The following is a 20,691-nucleotide window of genomic DNA, read 5'->3' as shown; positions in this document are numbered from 1 at the left end:
CTCAGGAAGGGGCGCCGGCTGCGGCAGCCCGTTCGTTTATGATCTGCCGGATGATCTTCTGCGCATGCACGCGCGAGTTCTCGATAAACCATACGTGGGTTTCCATTCCCCCGCAAACCACACCCGCCAGATAGATATGCTTTAAGTTGGTTTCCATCGTTTCCGGATTATAAGCGGGGCAGCGTTTGCTGTCCTCCGAAAGGGAAATACCCGTTTTTTCAAGAAAGGAAAAATCGGGCTGGTATCCCGTCATGGCAATCACATAGTCGTTGGGCAGCGTCAGGGGACCGTCGGGCGTCATCAGGTCGACTTCCTTTTCCCGGATGGCGGTAAGTCTTGAGTTGAAATAGGCCTTGATGCTGCCTTCCTTGATCCGGTTTTCGATATCCGGCTTTTTCCAGTACTTCACCCGCGGGCCGATGCCTTCGCCCCGGATCACCATCGTGACCTCCGCTCCCTTCCGCCAGGTTTCCAGCGCCGCATCCGCGGCGGAGTTGTTGGCCCCGGCAACGATTACTTTCTGCATGGCATAGAAATGCGGCTCATCGTAGTAGTGCCGTACCTTGGGCAGCGCTTCTCCCGGGATGTTCAGCTTTACCGGTATATCGTAAAATCCGGTAGCGATAATGACCGCGGTGGTAGGATACGCGGCTTTCTCCGTTATCACGGAGTAGCCGTCTTCCGCTTTTTCGATCCGGTCCACCCGTTCGAACAGGTGCAGCCGCAGCTGGCCGGTAACCGCCACGCGCCGGTAATATTCCAGCGCTTCCGGGCGGGTGGGCTTGGGATTATTGGAGACGAAAGGAATACCACCGATCTCAAGCAGCTCGGAGGTGGAGAAAAAAGTCATGTTGGCCGGATAGTGATAAATGGAATTTACCAGGCATCCTTTTTCGATAATCAGGTAATTGAGTTCTGCTCTGCGGGCTTCCAGTCCGCAAGCCAGCCCGATGGGGCCGCCGCCGATGATGATAAGATCCTGTTTTTCCTGCATGCTCATGGATACGTGTTGTTTCTTAAGGGAAACAAAGTTACGGCCTTCCGGGTTGAGTAGGGCGGATATGTCCCGCATGCCCGATCCGGAGGTGGGTTACGGCATTGAAAATCCTGTACTTTTACGGATAAAGCCGTAATTTCAATGTTTAAAACAACGTTATATGACAGACGATCAGCGTGAAAAGGGAAGTATAGGATGGATCGGCTTGGGCAGGCTGGGAGAGCCGGTGGCGGAGAATTTCCTGGAAAAAAAACAGGTGTTGCATCTTTATAACCGTACCCGCAGCAAGGCGGTTGCCCTGCAGGACAAGGGGGCGGTGGTCATGAATACGGTGGCCGAGCTGGCCGGGCGCTGCTCCGTGATCTTCTCGCTGGTATCCAACGACGAGGCCCTGCGCAGCATTACTACCGGAGAAGACGGTATACTGGCTCATATGCGGCCCGGCGGGGTGCATGTATCCATGAGCACCATATCCCCGGCCCTGGCCGACGAGCTGACGGCCCTGCATAAGCAGCACGGCAGCTATTACCTGGCTGCACCGATAATGGGCCGGCCAGAATCGGCAAGAAGCCGGCAGCTGCACATCTGCCTGGCCGGCAATGCGGAAGCCAAACAACAGGTGGCAGGTTATTGGAAGGACCTGGGTGCAGCGCAGCTTCACGATTTCGGTGAAAAGCCGGCTGCTGCCAATGTGGCCAAGCTGTGCGTCAACTTTATGATCGGCGCCAACGTGGAGGTGCTGTCGGAAGCCTTTGCCCTGGCGGAAAAAAACGGCGTATCTTCTTCCACGCTTTTTGAGCTGATCTCCGGCGGTCTTTTTAACAGCCCGGTCGTAAAGAATTACGGAAAGCTTATCCTGCAGCGGCAATTTGAGCCGGCGGCCTTTTCGCTGGAGCTGGGGCTGAAAGACCTCAACCTGGTGCTGGATGCGGCGGGTAACCGCGGCGTGCGTATGCCGGTGGCCAATTTGGTGAAGGAACGTATGCAGCAAAGCAAAGCCAAGGGAAGGGAGCAGCTGGACTGGTCGGCTTTTTCGCTCATCGCCCAGGAAGAAGCGGGCTTGTCATAACGTCCTGCGGTTTGTGTGTCACTCAACAAAACATTATAAATTCTATCTGATGAAAAAAGTACGATCCGGTATACTGTTTCTCAGCCTGGCGCTGTTGCTCGGCGCATGCGGCACGCAGAAGTCCGCCTCGGGAGGCAAAAGCAAAAAAACCGCGGCGCTTGAGGATACCCGCTGGGTGCTGACGGAGATGAAAGGCCAGCCGGTAGTGCTTCCCGCGGGAGGCAAGGAGGTATATATTTACCTTAACTCTGACAAAAAAAGTATTTCCGGTTTTGCCGGATGCAATGGTATCGGGGGGAGCTATTCGACCGGGGAAAAAAGCACCATACATTTCCAGACGCTGAGCACTAAAATGTATTGCCAGAGTGGGATGGAGCTTGAAGACTTTATGCTGAAGGCGCTGAACGAAGCCGATCATTACCATATAGAAGGCAAAAAACTGTACCTGTTCAAAGGCCAGGAGCCGCTGATCTTTTTTGAAGCCACTGCATCGGATACGGCCAATCAGCTGCCGCCGGCAGCCCCGGCTCAGTAAGGCCGGCCTTTGTCTGATATTCCATACAGCTTTTCCATATGCGCATTCCCGATACACCACCCGTTATTCAATCCCTGCTGGATAACGATTTCTACAAGTTTACCATGCAGCATGCCGTGGTAAAGCTGTTCCCGCGGGCAAAGGCGCATTACCGCTTTATCAACCGGGGCAACCATCGTTTCCCGGATCATTTCAGCGTGGTGCTGCGGCAGGAGCTGGACCGCATGGCGGAGCTTCGCCTTACCGGAGAAGAAAAGCAATATCTTGCCCTTACCTGTCCTTATCTGGACCCCACTTATCTGGATTTTCTGCAGGGCTTCCGGTATGATCCGTCGGAGGTTACCGTACGGCAGACCGGCGGGGAGCTGGATGTTTCCATCTCCGGGTACTGGTACCGGACCATTCTGTGGGAGGTGCCGGTGATGGCGCTGATCAGCGAGCTGTACTACCGGGTTTCGGGTCTGCAGCGGAATTCTGACGAGCAGGTCGCCGCGGTTACCCGGTCCAAGATCGAGCATTACCGGCAGCTGGGGGTGAAGATTGCGGAATTCGGGACCCGAAGGCGGCATTCCTATGCGGTGCACCGGCTGGTGGTAGAGACGCTGAAGCAATACGGGGAAGGTAGCTTTACCGGCACCAGCAACGTACATCTTGCTTTTCGGTCCGGGGTAAAGCCCATCGGCACCCATGCCCATGAATGGTTTATGTTCCATGCCGCCGGCTACGGCTTTAAGATGTCCAACAGGATGGCGCTTGAGCACTGGGTGGAAGTGTACCGGGGCGATCTGGGCATCGCCCTGTCGGACACCTATACCACTCCCGTGTTTTTTGCCGCTTTTGATAAAAAGTTTTCCAAGCTGTTCGACGGGATAAGGCACGACAGCGGGGATCCGCTTGTCTTTGCACAGGCGGCTATCGATCATTACCGCGCTTTCAATATTGACCCGCTCAGCAAGACCATCATCTTCTCCGACGGGCTGGACCCGCAGAAGGTGGACCGCATAGCGGCCTTCTGCCGCGGAAAGGTCGGCATGTCCTTCGGGATCGGTACCAACTTTACCAACGATGCCGGTTTGCCGGCGCTGAATATCGTGATCAAAATGGTGTCGGCGCAGCCCGAAGACCGGCACTGGATCCCCGTGGTAAAGCTCTCCGACGAGCCGGGCAAGTATACCGGGGATCCTGAGATGATCGCGCTGGCCAAAACAGTGCTGCAGATATCCTGAAAAGGTTACTCGGTTGTTTGGGCGATGCTCAAGGCCCGGGTGGTGATGTAGTATTTGGTCAGCATGGCGGCGGTTTCCCATTCCGGCATCTTTCCGGCCTTCAGGTATTCCAGGTATTTTTTCATCACCAGCGCAAAATGCGCTTCGTGTCCCAGCCGGTATTGTGCGGGTATGACTACTTCCCAGGATTTGTCATCCTGCTTTTTCAGCGTCACCCCGGGGTATTTTTTCTGTATCGCGGAAAATTCCTGCGTCAGGGTCAGCGCTTCTTTTTCTTCCGGCGGATGGCGCAGCTCGATGAACAGGGCCGGCCGGTAGCCGCTGGCCTTGTCCTGGCGGATCACCAGGTCGGCCTTGCTGCCCCGTATCCGGGAGTAATAGGTGTCCCCGCTTCCCGGCGGCGCCTGGAAGTCCCAGCGTACTCCCACGCGGGCATGTACCCCGCGGAGACTGTAGTTGATCTCGCCGTTGGCGTAGACCTCCAGTATGCTATCCCTGACGGCCGTCCTCAGGAACTGCGGATAGGCGTCGACGTGAGTGGACCGGGTAAACTGTTCCGGCGTGATGTGGGTCGGCCAGCGCCGGGCAGAGTGTACCTGTACATCCCTGTGATAATCCGGGGACGTCCCGGAAAAGAGCTCCCACTGGATAAGATCGATGAGATGGGTAGTGACGTCCACGATACCGTCGCCCTGCTGGGTGACATCATAATACCAGGCAGGCCGCGTCAGCGTATCGCCGGAAACCTCTTTGTAAAAATAATGTACGCTTTCGCTGATGACCGAAGGGTCCTTCTCCGTGCCATTCTCAAGGGTGCCGAATATCCCGAGCTGTGTGCAGGCTTTCTGCAGGACATTGGTGATCTCATACCGCTCTGTCATGATATCGTACAGCAGCACGCCATGCTGCTTTGCATCGGCAAAAGCCGATTCCAGCAGACGGAAGCCGGCGCTGTCTATGGCCATGGGCTTATCTGCCAATACATGAATCCCGGCGTCTACCGCTTTTTTGATATAGCGGGTCTTTTCCCGGTTGTTGCCGGCAATAATTACGAGGTTCCCCGCTTTGTCGCCGAGCATCTTGTCGAGATAATCCGGTCCGGTATAGACTTTTTCCTCCCAGTGTGTGGGCTGGTCCGCCTGGCTGTTGTATTTCCGGATAAGACCCAGGTAGTCCTCTACCTCCTTTCCTCCGGGAGCGTATACGTTCACCACCGGGCTCATTTCCGGGTACATGGATTTCTGTACAAGTGCGGCATGGAAATGACCGGGATCCAGTACAACCAGGTGGAGCGAATCGTTAGCGTTCGTTTGCATGTTTTTCTGTTGGTGTTGGCATCCGGCGAGAGCGATGATGACGAGCCCTGACCAGAAAGTCCTGCTTTTTTTTCGCATGTAGTATTTTTATGTCGTTTTCCGGACTTCCCCTTCCCGGTATATGACCTTTCCTTGTATGATGGTGGTCGTGATACGGATATCTTCATCAAAGATGATGATGTCGGCATCTTTTCCTGCGGCGAGGGATCCCTTTCGGTCTCCGACCTTCATAATGCGGGCCGGCGTGCTGGTGATCATCCTGACCGCATCGGCGAGGGGCACTTCTCCCAGTTGGATCATGTTTCGCACCAGCCGGTCGGCGGTGGCTACGCTGCCGGCAAAGGCGCTTCGGTCCGGCAGCTTGGCCACATCGTCTTCCACGATCACGCGGGTTCCGTTTTCCCGGCCTCCCAGGATGCTTTCCCCGGCCGGCATGGCGGCTGCACGCATGGCATCGGTGATGAGGGCGATTTTATCCGCTCCCTTGATCTTATATACCATCTTCAGGAGCGGGGCGGGCAGGTGTATGCCGTCTGAGATGACCTCCACATCCATCTCGTCGATGATGTATGCGCTTTCCACCACGCCGGCATAGCGGTAAGCGTTACGCCGGGTAACGCTGGTCATGCAGGAATACAGGTGGGTGATGAGCGTATAGCCGTTATCGAAAGCCTGGATCACTTCCTCATAAATGGCATCGGTATGCGCGATGGCGGGCAATATGCCTTTCGAGCGCAGATACTGCCCGAATGCGATGGCGCCCTTCCTTTCCGGTGCGGCGCTCCAGCGAACCACTGCCTGAGAGGCAGATAAAATTTCCTGGTATTCGCGGGGGTCGGGGTCCCGGATATAGCGGGCATCCTGCGCTCCACGCTGGTTCAGCGCCAGGTAGGGGCCTTCCAGGTGGATGCCCAGAAACGCAGATCCGTTCTTGTTCCGGGATGCGGCCCGTTCGTATACCGCCAGCGTATTGAGGATGCCTTCCTTATCGCTCGTGAGGGTGGTGGGCACCATGGCTGTGGTGCCGTAGCGCGCATGTGTTTCTGCGATTTTCAGGAAAGCGGCTTCGTCGGCGTCCATAAAATCGCTGCCTCCTCCGCCGTGTACGTGTATGTCAATAAATCCCGGGCTGATATATTGTCCTCCGGCGTCTATTGTAAGGGCATTTTCTGCCGGTATGTCCTGCTCGCTGACCGCCGTGATCTTTCCTCCGGTCACCAGCACTGTGCCCCGGGGAATGATCCGGTTAGGCGTGATGATCCGGCCGTTGTATATTTTTAATTGCTCTTGCATTGATTTGGTGTTTCAGGGTTTCCAGGTCTTCGTTATAGCTTTGGCTCCCATCCCGGTTCGTATTGACGCTGCCAGAGCTGCTGGGCCTTCGGGTCATCCTTGATATGTCCGTTGGAAGCGTCGATGTTCAGCGTATTCCCCGAACGGACGGCGATGTTGCCAAGCTGTACCAGCAGAGTGCTTTTGTGTCCTCCTTCGACATCCGAATTCAGCCGGGCTCCGTTTTTAATCCCGTCGAAGAAATTCTGGATATGCAGGGCATCCAGCGCCTGCGAAGGATTCATCCGGTTGCGCGGGTCGATGGCCATGTCGTTTTTGACCTCCTTGATCAGCTTGTTTTTCAGGTCGTATATCTTGTATTCGTTTCCGCCGCCGATCATCAGTGATCCCTTTTCTCCGTAAAAGATCACGCCTACGCTGCTGCCTTCTATGGTCCGGCCGTTACAGCTGCGGCCTTCCCATTCCAGGAATGTGTTGTTTGGGAATTCCACGGTGATGGATTGGGTGTCAGGCGTCTCCCAGTCGTCCTTATAACGGTAACGGCCCCCTGCGGAAGTTACCCGTATGGGATAATCCGCATCCAGCCCCCAGCGGATGAGGTCCACCATATGGGTGCCGTTGTTCAGGGCTTCTCCGGTGCCCCAGTGCCAGAACCAGTGCCAGTTGTAATGCAGGATATTGTCTTTGTACGGCCTGCGCGGTGCGGGCCCCTGCCAGAGATCGTAATCCAGCCAGGAAGGAACGGCCGTCTCCTTTCCGATGCCGATAGCATCACGGTTATTGGTATACCAGCCTTTGGCAAAGTAGGCCCGGCCTATGGTGCCGCCTTTTACCTCTTCGATGGCCTTGATCACATTCGGCCAGGAGCGCCGCTGGTCGCCCATCTGTACCACCCGGTTGTACTTTTTCGCAGCAGCCACCATCAGCTCTCCTTCATGGGGGTTATGACTGCAGGGCTTTTCGAGGTAGACATGCTTCCCGGCCTTGCAGGCCAGTATGCCCGCCGGCGCATGCCAGTGGTCGGGTGTGGCGATGACCATGGCATCCAGGGATTTATCGTCCAGCGCTTTCCGGAAGTCGGTCTCCTTCTGCGGGGTATGACCGAATTTCCGGACGTTGGCGATCGCCTTGTCTGCGGCCCGGCTGTCTACATCACAGATATAGCGTATCTGGCAGCTCTTCTGACGGGCATAGTTGTCGGACAGGGCATACCCGCGTGAGTTCACTCCCATAAAGCCTACCTGGATACGCTCGTTGGCGCCGATGATGTTGGCATAACTTCCCGCGCTGAAGCCGGGCAGTATCCCTCCCAGTGAGACGGCGGCGGATGCTGCCATCGTCTTTTTGATAAAATCTCTGCGTGTGTTTTCCATAATGCGGATGATTAAAATGTTTATGAATATGGTTGAATGTTCAGCTGTTCCTTGATTTCCGGGCAGCCTCTTTCCGCGCCCGCTCCCAGATCTTTTCCATGGAGGCGGGAGCGCCGTGATGTCGTTTGCTTTCGTCTGCCGCTTCCATAAAGGCGCATATCTCGAGGGTATCTTCCGGCTTTACGGGCACGGTGCCGGTCTGGAAGAATTTTATGATCTGCAGGAGCAGCGGCTCATAACCTTCGAACGGGCCGAGTACGGCATCTCCTTTCTCTCCGTAGGCCGTACCGCCATAGGTATGCTGACCTGTGCGTGTGCCCCGGAAGGTGCCGATACGGCCGTCTTCCCAGGTGCCTATGGCAATGTCCGTACTGTCTGTATGCACCCGCACCACCTCCTTACAGCCGGTGCCCATGACGGTGTAAAGGATTTCCACTCCATGGATGCCATACCAGAAGAAATCGGGATGGGTTTTTTCCAGGGCGCAGGGGCTGTATGCATCGGCTCCCACCACTTTGCCTACTTTTCCGTTAACCACGGCCTGAGCGCTGGACATAAACCGTAGCGAAGAAGAGGAAAATACGGGCACATTGTATTTTTTTGCCTCCTCAAAGATAACGATGGTATCGGCCAGCGAGGCGGCAATGGGCTTATCGATGAACAGCCGCTTGCCGGCTTTCAGCACGGGCAGGGCCTGTTCCAGGTGGCGTCGTCCGTCGTTTGTTTCGAGCATGACCACGTCTACCTTTTTCAGCAGTTCGGGAATGCTGTCCACGATCTCCACACCCATCTTTTTCAGGGCCTCGGTGTATTCGGGGATCCTTTTTACCGACGAAGCGATGTCCAGGCTGCCCTGCGGGTAAGCGGCCACTACCTTGTATCCCCCTAAGGCCGCATCTGCATTTTCGGCATTGAGCGTCTTGGTCATGGCTACGCTGTGGGAGGTGTCCAGGCCGATGATGCCGATACGGGTGCCTGCTGCGGGGCGGCTTCTGCCCGATAAAGGTAAGGAGTAGCTGCCAAGACCCAGAGCCGCACCGGCCAGGGCGGTTGTTCTGATAAAATTGCGCCGGTTATACGCTTGTTGCATAGAAACAGATTTTATGGTTTTTGATTTTTTACAGTCAGACCGTTATATTTTAAAAAGTACGTAAAAAACAGATAAGCGATCTCGTTAGACTGCTGTGTCGGTGAATGCGCGGGGCGATTGGTCATGGCTACGCGGTTTTCATAACCCAGCAGCCGGTTTACGGCCACCGCATGGTTCAACGCTATCCAGCGTTTGGGCGTATCCTCGGAGCCGCCGGAAACGAGAAAGGGACGGGGAGCCATCAGCGCGTGCAGCTCCTGCAGGTCGTATCCTGCTTTTACAAGGCGGGGATATAATCCTTTCGCCGGGTTGTCCTTGGTGATCAAGCCCCGTTTCCGCCAGGGTGGGGGATGATATCCCAGATACCAGGGCTCCCAGTAGTTGACCGCCTCCCGGGTTTCGTCAAAGACGATACCGGGGTCGGACCATACCGCACAGGCAAATTTATCAAACAGGCAGGAGGCGAACATGGCCCATTTGCCGCCGAAAGAATGTCCCATAATGCCGATGCGGGTGGAATCCACTTCCGGTACTTTTGAAAGCGCATACCATGCATTGGCGGCCGCGCAGGCCAGCATGGAAAGCGGTTGTACTGCGGCATGGCGGATATCCGGATAATAAAGCGCGTACGTTTTTGCCTGTGTAGCCGCTGTGGTTCCGATAGAAAGGGTAATAAAGCCCCTTCTGGCGAGCTGGTAGGCAAAATCCCGGTAAGGGTGATCCGGGCCGCCAAGGCCGATGGCCGTTTCGGGCTCATAGAAGACGGTGATTACTGCGGGTTTTTTACCTTCTCCGTCCGGTATCAGCAGATAGCCCGTCGTATATTCCTTCGGGGTCCATTTGAACCGGACGCGGTATTGTGTAAAGCCGTCCCTCCGGGAAGAATCCAGGAACGTCATGCGCTGATCTTTCAGCAGGGGAGGCCATTCTCCCATCATTTTGTTCCACTGCGTTAATATTTCCCGGCGTCTTTTTTCCCAGTCCCGGTCCGTTTCCACAGTGTCTCCGTTATAGCATTTCAAGGGAGAGCGATAGGAGCCGTATTTCCCCTGATATGCCGCGGGAGGGGAAAAGTAAGGCGCGATCTTTTCCCAAATTGCAGCCTGCCCCCCCGGGTCGGGAACAGGGGCGACCTGCCCTTTTGAGCGGGTTGACGACAGTAACAAGGTCAGATTAATACAGAGGATGCTTACTATATATTTCATCTGTTAATTTTTCTCTTTTTATGGGTCTCCCGTCCAAGACGGTGTGTCATCCTCGGCTTCATCGGTATGTTTTTTATGAATAGGGGCATGCTTGTATTTTTAATGTTCAGGCCGGTCTCACCATCCGGGATTTTGTTCAAGATCGGGATTAAGCACTATCTCACTTTCCGGGATCGAATTTAAATAGTCCCGTTCAGGAACAAACCCATATCCGTTGGGAATGGCATTTTTAAAAGGATCAAGAAACCCGTTTTCATCTGTAGGAAAAGTATTGTGATCGAGTTGGTCAGCCTGCAGACCTTTGGGTCTGCTGCCTATGATCAGCTCATCAGCAGCGGCCCACCGGGCAATATCATCCCAGCGGAATCCTTCCAGGGCAAGCTCTATACGCCGCTCTCTCCTGATCTCGTTCAGCAGGGGCGAGAGGTCGGGGAAATCCCAGTTCGGATCTGCGGGAATAGACGAGATAATCAGGTGCGGCATTCCCACCCGGTCCCTGAGTTTATTGATGGAAATATCAATGTCGTCCTGGTTTATCTGTCCTGATTCTGCTTTGGCTTCGGCATAGTTTAAAAGCGCTTCCGCATACCGGTAGAGTATGGAAGGGGTTTCTTCATACTGTTGAACATGGTATTGCATGTCGGGATTATAGCCTTTTAATATCAGGTACCCCGTGGGGGCGTTGTAATCCGCCGTTGTGTTAAGTTTACTGTAAGCATCTTTCCAATAGCTTTTGGACCCGTCAGGGAAGATCTTCCATATTTCATCGGGGGTGGCTATCGTTTGATAAAAACGAGGATCCCTGTTTTGCATTTCATCTTTCAGGGTGTTATGGCCCGCAAACCGGGGACTTTGGCTGATGGGTTTGCCGTCCGTACACAAATAAGCGTCCGCCAGTTGTTGGGTGATGGTGTGACTGCTGGGCGTTTCCATGCGGAAGTTCCTGTCGTTTGTGAAATCCTTGTCGCCCCTGCTTAACCCGTTGTCGTATTCACGCCAGAACATTACCTCGGGATTGCCGTCATAGCTTTGCAATGAGAACAGATCTTTGTAATCTTTTTCCGGATGATGGGTAATATAAATATCATATAACCCCGATTTCATAACCTGCTGTGCGGCATCCACGGCCTTTTGAAAGTATTTCTGGGGCTGCGGATCATCCACTCCAAAAGGCGTTCCCGCATGATATTTTTCCCAGGTGCCTTCATAAAGCGCTACACGGCTTTGTATCAACAGCGCCATCCATTTATTGACCCGGCCGGATCCGCGTGTTTTGTCTTCTGTAAGGAACAAGGCGGCAGAATCCAATGCTGCGATAATATTATCCGCTACCTTATTTCGGGGATCTCTTGGATTATACAATTCAGGAGAGTTTGTTCCCAGTTCGGTGTTTATCCATTGGATATCTCCATAGGTTTTTAATAGATTGAAGTAAATGAGCGCCCGGAAAAAATACGCTTCTCCCAGATATTGCTTATAAGCGTCCAGCTCGTTGTTTTCCTTTACCCTTTGATAGTGGTCAAAGAAATAGTTGATGCTCCTGACATTGGTGAATGAGATGCTGCCGCTGGTCGCTACCGTCCGCGTTCCCTGGAGCCGGGTATCGGGTGTGGCGCCGATCTCGTTGTCGCTGTCGAAATCATTACCATAATTATTGTAGCGGGGAAACATGGAACTGTTATAGAACTGGTTGACATAGGTTTTCAGGTCATCCGGGTTCTTAAAGTAATCCAGTTCTGTGACTTCATCTAACGGCGGGCGTTGGAGGAAATCATCGTTACAGGATAGAAGGGAAATGCCGACTATAAAACCTATATATAATTTTAGATAATTCATGACCGTCCGATTAAAAAGTTAAGTTTATACCAAATGAGAGCGTCCGCGAGATCGGGTAAATCACGCCGCTGGTGAGGTACCCGCCATATTTTGGATCCGAAGCAAAGGCCGTTTCAGGATCGAGTGTCTTTGGCAGCTTGGATAAAAGCAGCAGGTTCTCGCCTGAGAAATAGACGCGGATATGATCGATAAAAAAACGGTCCAAAAGCTTGGCAGGAATAGTGTAGCCCACCTGAAGATTTTTCAGTCTGAGATAGGCTGCATTTAAAACATATCTTGATTGTACTTGACGGTTTTTATTCATTTCAGCGGTAAAATAAGGACGTGCGAAATAAGCATCGGTATTGGGGCCTAATATATTTTTTTCATCTGCAGGTCTCCAATAATCCAGCGACGGGGCGCCTTTGTATAAACCGGATGATGCCCATCCTGATGTCATCCCCCAGAACACGGTTGAATTAATGTCCGGATAGTAATTGCGCTTTCCTACCCCTTGCCAGAACATATTGAAGTCTATGTTTTTCCACTTGAGGCCGGCTGTAAAGCTAAGGTTATACCGGGGGGCGTCATTGCCGATAACGATGAGGTCGCCATGATTATCCAATGTCCGGTTGCCGTCATTGATAATGCCATTCCCGTCGAGGTCTTTGTATTTCATATCGCCCGGTCCCCAATCCTTATAGTATTTGGATTGATCGGGCATGCTTTCTCCTTTTTGCTGAATCAGCCCATCCGTTGCAAACCCCCATATCTCCCCGACGGGTTTTCCTGCGTACCATGTGTCGACAAGCCCCTTATCATTTTGGTATTTCAGTATTGTTGATTTGTTATCGCCCACTCCCAATTTGAGGTTATAGGAGAGGTTGTTGGAAATGCGGTCCTCCCAGCTAAGCAATATCTCGAACCCGATGGTTTTCATTTCAGCGTTATTGGATTTGGGAGTAGCGGCTCCCAGCGGGTAAGGCAGCGTCAGGGAAGGCCCCAGCATATCCGTGGTTTTTCTGTTATACCAGTCAAAGGTCAGCATAAGCCGGTTGTCCAGGAAGCTTGCATCTACGCCGAGATTAAAAGTAGTGATGGTTTCCCAGGTCAGGTCGTCGCTGATCAATGCCGGGACGCTGGCATAGGCCGGCCGTTCGCCGTCAATGATCCAGTTCAGCTCGTTTTGGACCGGTATGGTAGGCAAGTAGAGATAATTGCTTACATTCTGGTTTCCCAGAGAGCCGTATGACGCCCGCAATTTAAAGGTGTTTACATAGGGTTGTATGGAATTCCAGAATTCTTCAGATGACAAATTATATCCTACAGATGCGGAAGGGAAGAACCCCCATCTTGACTCCTTGGCGAACCGGGAAGAGCCGTTATAGCGGGCGCTCATCTCCAGCAGGTATTTTTCTTTGTAATTGTAATTCAGACGGCCGAATATGCCCTGGGTTGCCCAATGGGTTATCTGGTCATCGACCGTTTTGTCTCCTAAAGCCGTGCTGACGGAAGGGATGTCTTCCGTAATAAGGTCTGTTCCCGTAGCGGAAAGGCCGGAGTAATAGTCTTCTTCCTGCTCATAGCCCAGTAAGAGTTTAAAATAATGGCGGTTTTGCAGGGTAAATTCGTACGAGCTGACAATGTTGGCCAGCTGGTAGGTAGATTCCGAGAAAGTGGATGTATACCCTGTTTCGGGTTTGCCTACATTGCCGAATTCTCCGGTGCCTAATTCAACCCAGATCGGCTTTGGGTTGGTGGCATACCTGTTCCCGATATAATTGTAATTATACGAGATATTGGTCTTCCAGCCTTTTACAGGTTCCAACTCGGCGCCCGCCGTAATAAGGAAATCGTTTTTTTGCGTCTTGTCCCTGCCTGTGCCCTGCATTTGGCGGACCAATGGAGATTGGATCGTTCCGTTTATGTTATGGAAAGGCATCATGGGAGCGAACATGATCATCTCCCTGAATTGGTGTTCCCGCCCTACCGTTGTTTCGCCGAGGGGGAAATCTGTTTTGCCGTTGGCATATTTTACGCTTGAGTTAAATTTCAGCCATGATGTAACTTGGGAAGAAAGATTGGTAAGGAAATTATATCTTTTATAATAGTCGTAGCCGTATGCGTACATGCCGTCCTGGTCTATAAAGCTGCCACCGATATAATATTGGGTTTTGTCGTTTCCTCCGGAAACATTTATGTTATGCTTTTGACTGAATGAATGGTTTTTTATGAGTATCTGCGGCCAGTCATTATTGGCATTTCCGTTTCTTCTGCCGGCCCAGATATTGTCTATCGGATTCTCCGGATCATATTCATAAGGGAAGGTGCCGTCGAGATATCCTTTGATCCTTCCCATCTGCTCATCGCTGTATACCGGGGTCAATCCTGCATTGGCATTCGCCTCATTGAATGCGGTGGCCCAGGTATAGGAATCGATGTAACTGGGAACTTTTATCGGCGAAGCCCAGGACAGGTTATTTGAATACTGTATCTGAACTCCTCCTTTCGATCCCTTTTTGGTGGTGATCAGAATTACACCGAAGGGCGCTCTTGAACCATAAATGGCGGATGCCGACGCATCTTTGAGCACGGAAATACTTTCTACGGACTCCGGATCTATATCGGTTACGTCCATTTCCACCCCATCCACCAGTATCAGCGGCGATGCATTGCCCGAGATGGAACCCATTCCCCGGATGTTCCATGAGCTGACTGCTCCCGGTTCTCCCCCCCTCATATTCATCGTGATATTTAAATTCGGTGAAGTGCCCTTGAGCAGGTCGGCTACGTTATTCGGCGTGCGGTTCTCTAAAACGTCTTTCGGGACCACGTCTACCGATCCGGTCAGGTTTATTTTTTTCTGGGTGCCGTATCCTACTACGACTACCTGGTTGAGCGCGGAAACATCCGGTCTTAACTTTACATTTACTTCGGCTAAGCCGTTTACGCCGATCGTTGTTTCCTGAAATCCTACAAAGGAGAAAATGAGCGAGTCCTTAGGTTGCACGCCGGATAATTTATATCGGCCCTGTGCATCGGTGGTTCCGCCGTTGGAAGTTCCTTTTACCTGGACGGTCACGCCGGGTAAAGGTTGGTCACCTTCTTCGGACCGCACCGTCCCGGATAGGGACTGCGCATTGGCCCGGACGGAGATAATGAGCAGCAGCAGAAGGATACATCCTGCTACCGGAGGTTTTTTGTGGTAGAAAAATCGATTCATAGTGTGGCAGTTAGAGGTGAGTTAAGGATGATTTACGGGTACGTACCCGTAAGATAGTAAATCTTTTTAAAAAATAACCTGAACCTTCATTTTTTCTGTACTGCGGTACTGTTTTAATCTTGCAGATCCTGATCTTATTGTCTTCTATGTGTGTTGCGTTTGGGATTCGGACAGCGAAATGATCCTCTTTTCCTCGCTGCTTTTCAGCGCAGCTTCAATAACCGCAATGGTTTGCTGTGCCTGGACGGGCGTTACCGCCAGGGAAGCTTTTTCCCTGATCGCCCCATAGATGTTGTCATAAAATCCCATATAGGATCCCCGGCAGGTCTCTATCTTCCCGGAGAAATGCAATCCCTCCCATTGGGTGTTCAACGTTCCCCACTGCGATTCCGGCTCATGACCGAAATCTTCGTCAAGCGGCGATTTCCCCGCTTTCAGCAGGGCTTCCTGCGGGTCGCCGCCATATTTTATAAAGGAGCCTGCGGTACCATGCAGCGTGTACCGGGGACCGGGTTCGCGGACCAGGTAAGACGATTTTAACGTCACCTTCAGCTGCCCATAATACAGGACCAGTTCGAAGCAATCGCATACTTTTCCGCCGGGGCGCTGAATACGGATATCGGCCCATACGGCATGGGGCATACCGAACAGGACCAGCGACTGGTCGATGATATGAGACCCCAGATTATACAGCGAGCCCGTACCCGGAACGGCTTCTTCTTTCCAGGAATCTTCCTGTATAGTATTGCGGTACCGGTCGAAATGCGCTTCAAATTCCGCCAGCTCACCCAGCAGCCTTTTCTCCACGATCTTTTGTATCGTGATAAAGTCGCCGTGCCACCGGCTGTTCTGAAACACGCTCAGTATCTTTCCTTTTTCCGAGGCCAGATCGATGAGGGTCTGCGCTTCTGCGGTGCTTACCGTAAAAGCCTTCTCGACGATCACATGTTTGCCGGCCTCCAGGGCTTGTTTGCCCAGCTCAAAATGGGTGTGCTCCGGGGTATTGATGACGATCAGCTCGATGGTTTCGTCCTCCAGCAGCTTCCCGAAGTCGCTGACGATCTCCGGACCGGGATGTCTTTCCCTGGAGCGCTGCTTACCGCCTCTTTCGAGTATCTTTTTCAGGACGAACCCCGGATGGGCGGAGATCAGCGGAGCATGAAAAACCTTTCCCGACAAGCCGTAGGCGGCCAGTGCGGTGCGGATAGGGTCATCTATGATGCGCGCTTGCTTCATTATTTTTCAAATAACAGGTTCATAAAATGGGTTACCTTTTCGGGGACGGGCTTTTTGCGGCGAACGAGCCCCAGAAGGATGTAGGTCGCCAGCGAGGTAACCAGCGGCAGCCCTACCTCCAGGGCCATGCTGCTCATTTCCACGGTCTTGGTCAGGATAAAGGCCAGGAAGCCTAAGGTGATGGCGGATATGGCTGCGGTGGAACCGCATTTCTTGAAAGGCGGAAGCAGACCCAGCAGCATAGGAACGGCGATGGGGCCCAGCAGCGCGCCGAACCAGGTCACGATCAGCCCGAGCACGCCGCCGAAATGCTTGTATTGCAGCGCCACCAGTATCGTCAGCAGGGTGAAGACAAAGGTGGTGGTGCGGGCAACGAGGAGCGATTTCCGGCTCTCGCTCTCCCGGGGTATGCGGGAGATGACCGGAAGGATATCCCGTGTGATCACCGCGGAGATGGTATTGACATCCGAAGAGGTCATGGCCATGGTATGCGCAAACAGCGAGGCGAGGACCAGCCCCACCAGTCCGGAAGGCAGCAGCTTCAGCGTGAGCAATCCGTAGGATTCCGTGGGATTTTCCAGGCCCGGCAGGATGATGGGCGCCGCCCACATCGGGAAGAACAGGATCAGCGGCCAGATGAGATAAAGTATGCCGGATACCCTGGCGGCACGGGCAGACTGTACCTCGTCTTTGGTAGAGATATATTTAGTGGCCAGGTTCCAGGTGCCGCCGTTATAGCTCAGAAAGTTGATGCATAAAAAAGCAAGCGCGAACCAGACCGTGTACGGACTGTTGAAAGGCTTCGCGTGTCCGGGAGGAAGCTGATCCCACATCGTCCATATAGCGCTGATGCCTCCCATGTGCAGTAGAACGACGACAAACATGACGATGCCGCCGACCAGCTGTACCACGAACTGTGTAAAATCCGTCAGGATAACGGCCCAGAACCCGCCGAAAGTGATATAGATAAGGGATATGCCTCCTGAAATGAGTACCCCGGTGGATACCGAAAGGCCTGTAAAGACGTTGAGCAGGATGGCTATCGCCGCCCATTTTGCGCCCACATCAAACAGCTTGAGCAGCACGCCGCTCCAGGCCATGATCTGCTGGGTCAGCAGATTGTAGCGGGTAGCCAGGTATTCGAGAGGCGACTGGATATGCAGCTTTTTTCGCAGCCGGACCCAGATCCGCGGGAAAAGTCTTGCGCTGACAATGATGCTGATCCCGATGGTAAAGGCCCACCATATATATACCGAAAAGCCGTGTGTATAAGCCAGGCCTGCATAGGCTACGAATACGGCGCCGCTGTATCCCGAGACGTGGTGAGAGGTACCGGAAAGCCACCATGGCATTTTTCCGCCTGCTACAAAATAATCCGTAGAGTTCTTGTTCTTGAAATAAGACCATACTCCGATCGCAAGCATAGCCAGAAAGAAAATAGAAATCACCAAAGTGTCTGCGGTACTCAAGCGCATAAAATGTTTTTAGGAATTAGCAGTAAGTTAACTCATTTTTCATGACCCGTCTACAGCGGCATTCGTCGGGGCTTTTGTTTCCCGTCGTGGCCGGGGCTTTTATTGTTGATAAAACGGTTGCTTTGTTTGGTTGTCATGATGAGAGGATTTAAAAGTTATCCGGATCGTTCTTCTCCGGGTTGGTCCGGTTAACGGTATAACAGATCAGGCTATCCGACAGGGGTATGCCGCTTTCAGATCGTATGCCCGTAAGGGTAAGTTCGTATACCATATCCGGTATGATGCTATCCAGGGTGAGCATTACCTTTTTACGGTCGCGGGACAAGCGTATGCCCGTTACCGGTATCGTATCCACATCAAACTGCGCCGATCCGTATTTTGAAGAATAATGGTATCGGTAATGTCGCATCTGGTAATGGGCTGCGCTGTCTGCGGCAGCGCGGTCCAGCGGCCGGGTAAACGAAAGAACGAATCCCTTTGGGACGAGGTGCATCCGGAGGATGTTCATAGGCGCTGTGCCGGTGAAGACGATCCGCTGTATGCCGGTGTCGCCGGCCCAGCCGTGATTGTTCTGACCTACCCAGAGACTTCCGTCCGGGGCAAAGGCCAGGCGGTTGTTTCCTTTATGCAGCCCGTGTCCGTCGAAAAAGGGAATGCAGGCGCCCTGCCACTGGCCGTCTATCTGCTCCGGCATGACCCGTAGTATGCGGGCCTGGTTCATCTCTCCTACAAAAAGCTGTCCGGAGAACGGGCCGAACTTTCCACCCGTATTGTCCGCCAGCGGCTGGGTGGGAGAGTTGGCCATGATGCCGTGCGGGAACAGCACCGCCGGGCGGGCGCGCAGGCTGTCGAGATATGCGGGAGATAATTTAAGGGGATTGCCCTTGTCCCAGCCTTTCTCCCAGGCCAGGCTGGCCGGGTGTCCGTAGAACTTTCCTTTCTGGATCTGGTAGAGGGCGCTGGTGGGCACCCAGTCTCCCTGGTTATCGGTAGCAAACAGGTTCCCCTCCGGATCAAACCCGATACCGTTGGGGGAACGGAAGCCGCTGGCATAAGGCAGCAGCTTCCCGCCGGGAGTATACTCCATGATCCACCCGCGGTACGGCACCGGTGAGAACATCTGTTTGGGATGATCCATGGTCAGGCTGTTCAGCGGACCGCGTACCGTCTTCATGACACCGCCGTTCGGCGAGGAGGAGTTGAGCGCGATAAACAGATTGCCTTTACTGTCCTTTACAGGGCCATAGGCAAATTCATGATAGTTGCCGGAAATCCCGAAATCGTCTGTTACGGTCTCATAGAGATCGGCCTGTCCATCGCCGTCGCTATCCTTAAGCCGGGTGAGCTCGGGTCGCTGCATCACCAATATGGAAGACGAGTCTTCCGCCAGGATGCCCAGGGGATCGTGGAGGCCGGTGGCAAAAAGCTGCCAGGTCTTTTTCCGGGGATCGTAAAACATCACCTCACCGGAGCTGAAGCAGGCTGCCAGCCTGCCGTCCGGCAGGAAATCGAGGCCGCCGACCTGGCCCCCCAGCCCCGGAGGCAGTGCAATGCTCTCCACCCGGTAGGATGGCCCTTGCTGTGTCGCTGGCTTACAGCAGGTCAGCAGCATTCCGGCGATCAGTGCGATGCAGATAAACAACGGTTTCATCCGTTAATATTTGTTTTTTCAATGGTCAGATGGAACCTCGCACATTGGCATATGTCTGTCCCGATAAATATTATCTTGCTCGGTTTCATGGCTTATGACCCTCCTTTTTTATAGTAAGCGTGAAACGTGCGGCTTCGGCGGGAAGCAGTCTCAGCAGCCCGTTTTTCTCCTGTCCTGCGGAGCAGCTGACGGTCGCCGTCCCGGTATGCGGCAGCGGCAGCCAGAGGGTATCCGTTGCCCCGGTGATGCGAAAGCTGCAGCGCAGCCCCGATCCGTCTTTTAGCAGAGTGATCAGTTCGTAAATCTCCAGATTGTTGAGCCGGTAATGAAACTCGGGATAACGGCTCACCAGGCGGTATCCCTTGAAGCTTATACCGGGTATGCTATCCTTGTCGCCTATACGAAACTGGAAAGAAGACCCTGCCCGGAAGAAAATATCGCCTGCCACCCCGGCCACGGCATCTCCCTTTCCCTTCCAGAGCGCCTCGTGTTCCAGAAAGCCTCCGGACCACACGTAACGCAGGCTGCAGGAGCCGGCGTCCCAGCAATAGGAAAGATCATGCGGAAGATGAACCGCTATGGCTGCAGGGCCGGCGTCGGGCATAAAGGTGCGGTAGAGATAGGGCGGCGTCATCGGATACGGATGTTCCGGCATATCGACAGCGGCATGCATGCTATGCATGTCGCCGCCTTCGCCGCGGGGGATGTTCGGATCATCCTTGAGTGCCGGCAGGGGCTTGTCGGTGACATACATGGCTCCGTACATCGTGGCTCCATGTGCAGGATAGGTACATACATAAGGATATACACCAGGCTGCCGCGGAGCGGTAAAGGTTACAGACAGCGTTTCCCCCGGTCTTACCGTGGGGATGTGCCACAACACATCCTGAGAAGTCGGGATAAAGGATATGCCGGGCCCTTTTGCGCCCAGCGCTTCTGCTGCTTTTACCACCTTCATCCTGGCTCCCGGCCGGGTGATGACGAGGTTGTGATCCATATCATCGGTATTGCTCAGCGTAAGCTTTATCTGTGTACCGGGGCTTACGCGGAAACGGACCTTGTCATAATGAAGACCGGCCACGGCCTTTAACTGTATTTCCTGTGCTTTTGCCTTCCCGCAGAGGAAGGACGCTGCCAGTAATACAGCGAGCATCCTGCTGCAGACCATTCTGCTTTTGGTCATGGAA

Annotated in this window: 15 protein-coding genes; 3 read left to right on the top strand and 12 right to left on the bottom strand. The window is 53.4% G+C overall.

Annotated features, from left to right (window positions below; genetic code table 11):
* Position 1: 1 nt before the first annotated feature.
* A complete protein-coding gene (locus ABD851_RS17335; protein ID WP_344981681.1) occupies positions 2-1,000 on the bottom strand; it encodes a YpdA family putative bacillithiol disulfide reductase in 999 nt (332 codons plus the stop codon).
* 157 nt (positions 1,001-1,157) lie between these two features.
* On the opposite strand from ABD851_RS17335, the gene ABD851_RS17330 reads away from it, so the two are divergent.
* The 3 genes from ABD851_RS17330 to pncB are packed head-to-tail and all read left to right on the top strand — an operon-like array spanning position 1,158 to position 3,827.
* Entirely contained in the window at positions 1,158-2,066 is a 909-nt protein-coding gene (locus tag ABD851_RS17330) for an NAD(P)-dependent oxidoreductase (RefSeq protein ID WP_344981679.1), read from the top strand.
* A gap of 49 nt (positions 2,067-2,115) precedes the next feature.
* Positions 2,116-2,601: an META domain-containing protein gene (locus ABD851_RS17325; RefSeq protein WP_344981677.1), complete on the top strand. Its 486-nt coding sequence runs from the start codon at positions 2,116-2,118 to the stop codon at positions 2,599-2,601.
* Positions 2,602-2,639: 38 nt separating this feature from the next.
* On the top strand, positions 2,640-3,827 hold the full coding sequence (gene pncB, locus ABD851_RS17320) for a nicotinate phosphoribosyltransferase (protein ID WP_344981675.1): 1,188 nt from the start codon (positions 2,640-2,642) through the stop codon (positions 3,825-3,827).
* A 5-nt stretch (positions 3,828-3,832) separates the two neighbouring features.
* Here pncB and ABD851_RS17315 read toward each other — a convergent pair whose 3' ends face one another.
* The 11 genes from ABD851_RS17315 to ABD851_RS17265 all read right to left on the bottom strand — a co-directional run bounded on the left by ABD851_RS17315 (position 3,833) and on the right by ABD851_RS17265 (position 20,687).
* On the bottom strand, positions 3,833-5,143 hold the full coding sequence (locus ABD851_RS17315) for a putative oxidoreductase C-terminal domain-containing protein (RefSeq protein WP_344981673.1): 1,311 nt from the start codon (positions 5,141-5,143) through the stop codon (positions 3,833-3,835).
* 87 nt (positions 5,144-5,230) lie between these two features.
* Entirely contained in the window at positions 5,231-6,436 is a 1,206-nt protein-coding gene (gene nagA / locus ABD851_RS17310) for an N-acetylglucosamine-6-phosphate deacetylase (protein ID WP_344981671.1), read from the bottom strand.
* Between the two features lie 32 nt (positions 6,437-6,468).
* Entirely contained in the window at positions 6,469-7,809 is a 1,341-nt protein-coding gene (locus tag ABD851_RS17305) for a Gfo/Idh/MocA family oxidoreductase (protein WP_344981669.1), read from the bottom strand.
* Positions 7,810-7,849: 40 nt separating this feature from the next.
* Positions 7,850-8,899 (bottom strand): Gfo/Idh/MocA family protein, encoded by a 1,050-nt coding sequence (locus ABD851_RS17300; protein WP_344981667.1) that lies wholly within the window; start codon positions 8,897-8,899, stop codon positions 7,850-7,852.
* A gap of 11 nt (positions 8,900-8,910) precedes the next feature.
* On the bottom strand, positions 8,911-10,104 hold the full coding sequence (locus ABD851_RS17295) for a sialidase (RefSeq protein ID WP_344981665.1): 1,194 nt from the start codon (positions 10,102-10,104) through the stop codon (positions 8,911-8,913).
* Between the two features lie 117 nt (positions 10,105-10,221).
* Positions 10,222-11,940 (bottom strand): RagB/SusD family nutrient uptake outer membrane protein, encoded by a 1,719-nt coding sequence (locus ABD851_RS17290; protein WP_344981663.1) that lies wholly within the window; start codon positions 11,938-11,940, stop codon positions 10,222-10,224.
* A gap of 10 nt (positions 11,941-11,950) precedes the next feature.
* Positions 11,951-15,142: a SusC/RagA family TonB-linked outer membrane protein gene (locus ABD851_RS17285; protein ID WP_344981662.1), complete on the bottom strand. Its 3,192-nt coding sequence runs from the start codon at positions 15,140-15,142 to the stop codon at positions 11,951-11,953.
* Positions 15,143-15,286: 144 nt separating this feature from the next.
* Positions 15,287-16,378 (bottom strand): Gfo/Idh/MocA family oxidoreductase, encoded by a 1,092-nt coding sequence (locus tag ABD851_RS17280; RefSeq protein ID WP_344981660.1) that lies wholly within the window; start codon positions 16,376-16,378, stop codon positions 15,287-15,289.
* Complete coding sequence (locus ABD851_RS17275) at positions 16,378-17,853, bottom strand: sodium:solute symporter family protein (RefSeq protein ID WP_344981658.1); 1,476 nt, start codon at positions 17,851-17,853, stop codon at positions 16,378-16,380. Before ABD851_RS17275 ends, ABD851_RS17280 begins: the two co-directional genes overlap by 1 nt.
* 148 nt (positions 17,854-18,001) lie before the next feature.
* The gene (locus ABD851_RS17270; RefSeq protein WP_344981656.1) at positions 18,002-19,504 is read right to left on the bottom strand and encodes a PQQ-dependent sugar dehydrogenase; all 1,503 of its coding nucleotides are present in this window, start codon (positions 19,502-19,504) and stop codon (positions 18,002-18,004) included.
* An 85-nt stretch (positions 19,505-19,589) separates the two neighbouring features.
* A complete protein-coding gene (locus ABD851_RS17265) occupies positions 19,590-20,687 on the bottom strand; it encodes a plastocyanin/azurin family copper-binding protein (protein ID WP_344981654.1) in 1,098 nt (365 codons plus the stop codon).
* Between the last annotated feature and the right edge of the window lie 4 nt (positions 20,688-20,691).

The sequence above is a fragment of the Compostibacter hankyongensis genome, assembly GCF_039541075.1.
GTDB lineage: Bacteria > Bacteroidota > Bacteroidia > Chitinophagales > Chitinophagaceae > Compostibacter > Compostibacter hankyongensis.
Note: the sequence above shows the minus strand (reverse complement) of the source record. Positions and strands in the feature narration are given on the sequence as shown.